Source organism: Streptomyces sp. YS-3 (genome assembly GCF_045257485.1).
In the GTDB taxonomy this organism is placed as follows: domain Bacteria; phylum Actinomycetota; class Actinomycetes; order Streptomycetales; family Streptomycetaceae; genus Streptomyces.
Window position 1 is genome coordinate 1 of sequence record NZ_JBJHPC010000353.1, and the last position, 7,652, is coordinate 7,652.

Consider the following 7,652-nt stretch of genomic DNA (forward strand, 5'->3'; position numbering starts at 1 on the left):
TAGTTGTGGGGTCGGTTGCGGGGGCGTATGAAAAGGCGTTGCCCGGTCGGCTCCCCAGCCGGTCGGGCAACGCCTTTTTCTGCCGTCCGCCGCACCCCCGTCCCCACGGGGCTGAAATGGCCGGATGTCCCCGACCCGGTCCGCTCTACCGGGTCCGGGGCGCCGCTCAGCGCCCCAGCATCACGCCCACGGACGACGCTTGTGTGACCACCGCGTCCCAGCCGCCGAAGACGACTGTCAGCAGGGCCGCCAGGGGAAGGGCCATGGCCGTCGCCACCAAGGGGTGGCGCGGACCGGACCGGCGGGCGCCGGACGCCGCGGCGTCAGCCCTGCGTCCTCGCGTGCGGAAGACCGTCCGCGTTGCCGTGTCCGCCATGGTCCCTCTCCTGTCGAATTGGCAGCGGCGGGCGTTTGACCTCGGGGGACGAGTGCTACGCCCACCGCTTGACCACAACAGTAGGGAAACGGCGGACACCGGGCGTCATGCCCTCGTACCGATTCCCGGGCCTCCCAGGGGATGAGTGGGTCCCCACTCCCGTACTCCCCTGGGTGGAGACGCGGGTGCAGGACTTGGGGTCTTCCCGGAGGGGACGGGCCCGGGCCGCCGGCGCGTCCCGCCCGGGGGCGCCCCCGGGGTGACTTCACTCACTTCCACCACCCCATCGCGGACCACCGTCTCCACCCTGCCACCCGCCCGGCTTGCCACCACTTCGTACGTCCGTGTCGTTCCTCTCGCGTCCACGACCGTCTCCACCCGGTCGCCCCTCACTGATCCAATCTCCCTTGTGCGACGCAGCGTTGGGGCCACGCCCGCGTCAGCACGCCCGCCGGCGCGGCCTGCTGACCACTCTTCACCTTTCGCGCCCGGCACTGACAATCGATCGGGCCGAGAGGGCGCGGCCTATGAGCACACCGGCCCGGGGGTACGTAAGCTGTGCCACGTCAACAGGACCGGGCAGCGGGGATGAAAATGGCGATGATGCGGCTCCGGCGCGAGGACCCGCGTGTCGTCGGCTCGTTCCGGCTCCACCGGCGCCTGGGCGCGGGTGGCATGGGTGTCGTCTACCTCGGCTCCGACCGGCGCGGCCAGCGGGTCGCGCTGAAGGTGATCCGTCCGGACCTCGCCGAGGACCAGGAGTTCCGCTCCCGCTTCGCACGCGAGGTGTCCGCGGCCCGGCGCATCCGCGGCGGCTGCACGGCCCGCCTCGTCGCGGCCGACCTGGAGGCGGAGCGCCCCTGGTTCGCGACGCAGTACGTGCCGGGCCCCTCGCTGCACGACAAGGTCGCCGAGGAGGGCCCGCTCGCCGCGGCCGAGGCGGCGGCGATCGGCGCCGCGCTCTCCGAGGGCCTGGTGGCAGTGCACGAGGCCGGGGTGGTCCACCGCGACCTGAAGCCCTCCAACATCCTGCTCTCCCCCAAGGGCCCCAGGATCATCGACTTCGGCATCGCCTGGGCGACCGGCGCCTCCACCCTGACCCACGTCGGCACGGCGGTGGGCTCGCCCGGCTTCCTCGCCCCCGAGCAGGTGCGCGGCGCGGCGGTCACGCCCGCCACGGACGTCTTCTCGCTGGGCGCGACGCTGGCGTACGCGGCGATGGGCGACTCGCCCTTCGGGCACGGCAGTTCGGAGGTCATGCTCTACCGGGTGGTGCACGAGGAGCCGCAGCTGCACGGGGTGCCGGACGCGCTGGCGCCGCTGGTGCGGGCCTGTCTGGCCAAGGACCCCGAGGAGCGGCCCAGTACGCTCCAGCTCTCGATGCGGCTCAAGGAGATCGCCGCCCGGGAGGCGCAGGGCGGCTCTCTTGAGGCGCGCCCGCCCGCCCAGCGCGACCGCTCCGAGGCGGAGCGCGCCACCGGGCGTCTGAACGAGCGCACCGAGCGGTACGAGCACGACGAGCGCACCCAGCGCTACACGGAGAGCGGCCGGGGTACCGGCGCGGGCCGGCGGGAGCAGGCTCCGCGCGGCTCCGCGCCGCGCACCGGCGGCACGCGCCCGCCCGCGCCCCGGGGCGCGGCCCGCTCCGGCAGCCGTACGAACGGCACCAACGGGACGGCCGGCCGGCCCGGTACGCGTCCGGGCGCCCGGACCGGCACGGGCCGGCTGCGTCCGGCCAACCCCCGGCTGCTGCGCCAGCGACTGATCGTGTTCTTCGTGGTCACGCTGATCGTGGCGCTGGGGATCGCGGCGGCGCAGCAGTTGTAGCCGGTGCCAGGGCGGGGTTCGGAAGCGGCGCCGGAACCGGTCTAGGCGGGGCGGCCCGTCGCCACCGCGTAGAAGGCGACGGCAGCCGCCGCGCCCACGTTGAGCGAGTCGACGCCGTGGGCCATCGGGATACGGACCCATTCGTCGGCCGCGACCAGGGCCTGGGTGGAGAGCCCGTCGCCCTCGGCGCCCAGCATCAGGGCCACCTTGTCGAGCCGGTGGGGCGCGGCCTCGTCGATGGCGGAGGCCTTCTCGTCCGGGGTGAGGGCGAGCAGCCGGAAGCCCGCTTCGCGTACCGTCGCCAGGCTCTTGGGCCAGGACTCCAGGCGCGCGTACGGGACGGAGAAGACGGCGCCCATGGAGACCTTCACCGAGCGGCGGTAGAGCGGGTCGGCGCAGTCCGGTGAGAGCAGCACGGCGTCCATGCCGAGGGCGGCGGCGCTGCGGAAGATCGCGCCGATGTTGGTGTGGTCGTTGACGGCTTCCATCACGGCGACCCGGCGGGCGGTGGCCAGGATCTCCTCGGCCGCCGGCAGCGGCTTGCGCTGCATCGAGGCGAGGGCGCCGCGGTGCACGTGGTAGCCGGTGACGCGCTCGGCGAGGTCGGGGCTGACCGCGTAGACGGGCGCGGGCAGCTCGTCGATGACATCGCGCATGACGTCGACCCACTTGGCGGAGAGCAGCATGGACCGCATCTCGTAACCGGCGTCCTTGGCCCGTCTGATGACCTTCTCGCCCTCGGCGATGAACAGGCCCTCGGCGGGCTCGCGCCTGCGCCGCAGCTCGACGTCCGTCAGGCCCGTGTAGTCGCGCAGGCGCGGGTCGTCGGGGTCGTCGATGGTGATGAGATCAGCCACAGGGTGATACTGCCTTGTCCTGGGTGTGGTGCCAACGGCCCGGACGGAGATCCGTTACCGCCGGTTACATGGTCGGGAGCGCGGGACCCACGGCGACCACGTCACCGATCACGATGACGGCCGGCGGCCGTACGTCCTGCGTGGTCACAGTCTCCCCCACGGTGGCCAGCGTCGCGTCGACGCGACGCTGGGCGGCGGTGGTGCCCTCCTGGACGAGGGCCACGGGCGTCTCGGGGCTCTTGCCGTGGGCGATCAGCGTCCGGGCGATCGCGCCGATCTTGTCGACGCCCATCAGGATCACCAGCGTGCCGGTCAGCCGGGCGAGCGCCTCCCAGTCGACGAGCGAGCGCGGGTCGTCGGGCGCCACATGGCCGCTGACCACGGTGAACTCATGCGCCACGCCCCGGTGGGTGACCGGGATGCCGGCCGCGCCCGGCACCGAGATCGAGCTGGAGATACCGGGGACGACCGTGCAGGCGATGCCCGCCTCGGCGAGGGCGTGCAGCTCCTCCATGCCACGGCCGAAGACGTACGGGTCGCCGCCCTTGAGCCGGACGACGGCCTTGCCCGCCTTGGCGTGCTCGATCAGCGCGTTGTTGATGGCCTCCTGGGCCATGAACCGGCCGTACGGGATCTTCGCCGCGTCGATCACCTCGACGTGCGGCGGGAGTTCGTCGAGCAGGTCGCGCGGGCCGAGCCGGTCGGCGATGACCACATCGGCCTCGGCGAGCAGCCGCCGGCCGCGCACGGTGATCAGGTCGGGGTCGCCGGGGCCGCCGCCGACGAGGGCGACGCCGGGGGTCCGGTCGCGGTGGTGCGGGGCGACCAGGGTGCCGTCGCGCAGCCCCTCCACCACGGCGTCGCGGACGGCGGCGGTGCGGCGCGGGTCGGGGGCGCCGCCGGTGAGCACGGCGACGGTGACGCCCTCGGTGCGGCCGGTGGCCGGGGTCCAGGCGGTGGCCTGGGTGGCGTCGTCGGAGCGCACGCACCAGACGCGGCGCCGCTCGGCCTCGGCGGAGGCGCGCCGGTTGGCCTCGCCGTCGCTGCTGGCGACCAGGGCGTACCAGGCGTCCGCGAGATCGCCGTCCTGGTAGCCGCGGCGGTGCCAGGTGATCTCACCGGTGTCCGCCATGGCCTCCACGGAGGGGGTGGCGCCCGGGGAGACCAGGACGACGTCGGCACCGGCCGCGATCAGGGCGGGCAGCCGGCGCTGGGCGACCTGGCCGCCGCCGACGACGACGACGCGGCGGCCGGTGAGGCGCAGGCCTACGGGGTACGCGGGGTGTTCTGCCATGGCGGGTGGCTCCTGGTGCGGCGTCGGCGGGCATCGGCGGGCATCGTCGGAGGACGGGGCGTCGCCCCGGGCCCCATTGTCTGCGGACCGTCGCCCGGTGCGCCCGCGCGTTCCGCACTGCGGGACGGGCGGGCACACCGGGTACGACCGTGGCTACTTCTCGGTGACTCCGGCCGAGTCGAAGGTCGCGACCTCGTGCATGGCACGCGCCGCGCTCTGGACCAGCGGCAGGGCCAGCAGCGCTCCGGTGCCCTCGCCCAGCCGCAGGTCGAGGTCGACCAGCGGGCGCAGGCCCAGCTTGTTCAGCGCCGCCGCGTGGCCGGGCTCCGCGCTGCGGTGGCCCGCGATGCACGCCGCCAGGGACTCCGGGGCGATGGCCCGCGCGACCAGGGCCGCGGCCCCCGCGGAGACACCGTCCAGGATCACCGGCGTACGCAGCGAGGCGCCGCCGAGGATGAAGCCGACCATGGCCGCGTGCTCCAGACCGCCGATCCCGGCCAGGACGCCGATCGGGTCGGCCGGGTCGGGGCTGTGCAGCGCCAGGGCGCGGCGGACGACATCGACCTTGCGGGCGTGCGTCTCGTCGTTGATGCCGGTGCCACGGCCGGTGACCTCGGCCGGGTCGACGCCCGTGTAGAGAGAGATCAGGGCGGCCGACACGGTGGTGTTGGCGATGCCCATCTCACCCGTGAGCAGCGCCTTGTTGCCCGCCGCCACCAGGTCGCGGGCGGTCTCGATGCCCACCTCGACAGCCGCGACGACCTCCTCGCGGGTCATGGCGGGCCCGGCGGTCATGTCGCCGGTGCCGGGGCGCACCTTGCGGGGCAGCAGCCCCGGGGTGGCCGGGAGTTCACTGGCCACGCCGACGTCGATGACGCAGACCTCGGCGCCGACCTGGTTGGCGAACGCGTTGCAGACCGCGCCGCCGCCCAGGAAGTTGGCGACCATCTGGCCGGTGACCTCCTGCGGCCAGGGGGTCACGCCCTGGGCGTGCACCCCGTGGTCACCCGCGAAGATGGCGACGGCCGCGGGCTCCGGGATCGGCGGCGGGCACTTGCGGGACAGGCCGCTGAGCTGCGCGGAGATGATCTCCAGCATGCCGAGCGCACCGGCCGGCTTGGTCATCCGCTTCTGCCGCTCCCACGCCTCGCCGAGCGCCTTGGCGTCCAGCGGGCGAATCCCGGCGACGGTCTCCTGGAGCAGGTCGTGCGGGTCCTCACCGGGCAGCGCGCGGCGGCCGTACGTCTCCTCGTGGACCACCCAGGACAGCGGGCGCCGCTTGGACCAGCCCGCCTGCATCAGCTCGGGCTCCTCCGGGAACTCGTCCACGTACCCGACGCACAGGTAGGCGACGACCTCCAGGTGCTCGGGCAGGCCCAGCGCGCGGACCATCTCGCGCTCGTCGAAGAAGGAGACCCAGCCGACGCCGAGGCCCTCCGCGCGGGCGGCCAGCCACAGGTTCTCGACGGCGAGCGCCGAGGAGTACGGGGCCATCTGCGGCTGGGTGTAGCGGCCCAGGGTGTGCCGGCCGCCACGGGTCGGGTCGGCGGTGACCACGATGTTGACCGGGGTGTCGAGGATGGCCTCGATCTTCAGTTCCTTGAACTGCTTGGCCCGGCCCTTGGGCAGCGACTTGGCGTACGCGTCGCGCTGGCGCTGGGCGAGCTCGTGCATGGTGCGGCGGGTCTCGGCGGACCGGATGACCACGAAGTCCCAGGGCTGCGAGTGGCCGACGCTCGGGGCGGTGTGCGCGGCCTCCAGGACGCGCAGCAGCACCTCGTGCGGGATCGGGTCGCCGCGGAAGCCGTTGCGGATGTCGCGCCGCTCGCGCATGACGCGCAGCACGGCCTCGCGCTCGGCGTCCGCGTAGCCGGGCGCCGGGGCGCCCGCCTCGGCAAGGGCGTCCTCGTCGGCGGCGGCGGGCGCGGCCACCTCGGCCGGGAGCTCGCCCTGCCCGACGGCGGCAGCGACGGCAGCGGCGGCCGGGACGAACTCCTCGGCCGCGTCCTCGTCGTCCTCGATGATCACGGGGGCGGGGGTCCGCTCCTCCGGCGCGGCCTCGGCGGCGTGCGGCAGGGGAGCCGCCGGGACCGTCTCGGGCTGCGGCTCGGACTGCGGGGCCGGGACGGACTCGGAGCGGGGTACGGGCACGACGGGCGTCGCGGCTGCTGGAGCGGCCACGGCCTGCGGCTCGGCGGCTTCGTGGCCCGGAAGCGGGGACGGGGCCTGCTCCGGGACCTCGTCGGCGGGCACGGGCGCCGCCGCGGGCGCGGCCTGCGGCGTGACGGCGACGGGCTGCGGCGCGCTCACGGCCGGGACGGCGACGGGCTCGGCCACCTCCTGGGGGGCCTCATCCTGCGCCACGGCGACGGACGTCACCTGCGCCACGGGCTCGGCGGCCGACTCGGCCACCTGCTGGGGCGCTGACTCGGCCGGGATGCCGTCGGGCTGCGGGGACGGCACCGGCTGCGGGGCCTGCGCCGGGAGCTCGGCGGACGCGGCGGCCTGGGCCGCCACCGGCTCGGCCACGGGCGCCGCAACGGCGTCGGACACGGGAGCGGGCTCGGATACGGGAGCGGGCTCGCCGGCCGGGGCCGAAGCCGGGGCGACCGGATCGGCGACCGGCGGGACCGGCTCCGGTGCGGTCGGGACCGAACCCTCCACCGGCACGAACTCACCGGTGGCGGGCGGCTGCACGGCCGCCGCGGGCACGGCCGGCGGCATCGCGATCGGCGTCCCGGCGGGCGCCGACTGCTCGGCGGCGGCGACGGCGGGCGCGGGCGCGCCGACCGGCGCGAGTTCCTCAGGGACGACCGTTTCTGCGCCGCCGACCAGGCCGTTCTGGGACTGCTGGGGCTGCTGGGGCTCCGGCTGCGCAAGGGGCTGCTGTGACTGCACGGGCTGCGGCTGGGCGGGCTGCGGCTGCGTGGGCTGAGCCTGGGCGGCCTCGGCGGCGACGGCGGCGACGGGTTCGGCCGCCACCGGCTCGACGGCCACCGGCTCGGGCTGCGGGACCGTCTGCGCGGCGGCCTGCGGCTCGGGCGCGGGCTGCGGCTCGGGGGTCCTGGCGGCCTCCTGCGGCGCCACGGACTCCCACGGCGTCGCGCCCTGCGGGGGAAGCTCGCTCAACTGGGGCACGGGCACCGGCGCGGCCGTCTCCTCGCGGGGCACGTCGAGGTACTCCGGGCCGGTGGCCGCCGGGCCGGAGGCGCGCATCGGCGCCGGGTTCGCGGGTGCGCCCGCGGCCGGACCCCGGTCGGCCAGCGACCGTACGACACCACCGGCGCCGTCCGCGCCC

At 75.4% G+C, this 7,652-nt stretch carries 5 protein-coding genes; 1 reads left to right on the top strand and 4 read right to left on the bottom strand.

The genetic code is table 11. The features are described 5' to 3' along the window. Nucleotides 1–166: 166 nt before the first annotated feature. On the bottom strand, nucleotides 167–376 hold the full coding sequence (locus ACJA3G_RS24715; RefSeq protein ID WP_406555241.1) for a hypothetical protein: 210 nt from the start codon (nucleotides 374–376) through the stop codon (nucleotides 167–169). 594 nt (nucleotides 377–970) lie between these two features. Here ACJA3G_RS24715 and ACJA3G_RS24720 point away from each other — a divergent pair. Next, on the top strand, nucleotides 971–2,203 hold the full coding sequence (locus ACJA3G_RS24720) for a protein kinase domain-containing protein (protein ID WP_406555242.1): 1,233 nt from the start codon (nucleotides 971–973) through the stop codon (nucleotides 2,201–2,203). Nucleotides 2,204–2,244: 41 nt separating this feature from the next. On the opposite strand, the gene ACJA3G_RS24725 is transcribed toward ACJA3G_RS24720, so the two are convergent. From ACJA3G_RS24725 to cobT, 3 genes are all read right to left on the bottom strand, one after another. Further along, nucleotides 2,245–3,060, bottom strand: coding sequence for a TrmH family RNA methyltransferase (locus ACJA3G_RS24725; RefSeq protein ID WP_406555243.1), 816 nt, complete (start codon nucleotides 3,058–3,060; stop codon nucleotides 2,245–2,247). Nucleotides 3,061–3,124: 64 nt separating this feature from the next. Further along, entirely contained in the window at nucleotides 3,125–4,354 is a 1,230-nt protein-coding gene (cobA, locus tag ACJA3G_RS24730; protein ID WP_406555244.1) for a uroporphyrinogen-III C-methyltransferase, read from the bottom strand. A gap of 153 nt (nucleotides 4,355–4,507) precedes the next feature. Beyond that, on the bottom strand, nucleotides 4,508–7,652 hold a 3,145-nt coding region (gene cobT, locus ACJA3G_RS24735), incomplete at its 5' end, for a nicotinate-nucleotide--dimethylbenzimidazole phosphoribosyltransferase (RefSeq protein WP_406555245.1).

Bases quoted from the DNA above. Each gene is read 5' to 3' on its own strand.
- ACJA3G_RS24715 (WP_406555241.1), bottom strand. From the start codon at position 376: ATGGCGGACACGGCAACGCGGACGGTCTTCCGCACGCGAGGACGCAGG.
- ACJA3G_RS24720 (WP_406555242.1), top strand. From the start codon at position 971: ATGGCGATGATGCGGCTCCGGCGCGAGGACCCGCGTGTCGTCGGCTCG.
- cobA (WP_406555244.1), bottom strand. From the start codon at position 4,354: ATGGCAGAACACCCCGCGTACCCCGTAGGCCTGCGCCTCACCGGCCGC.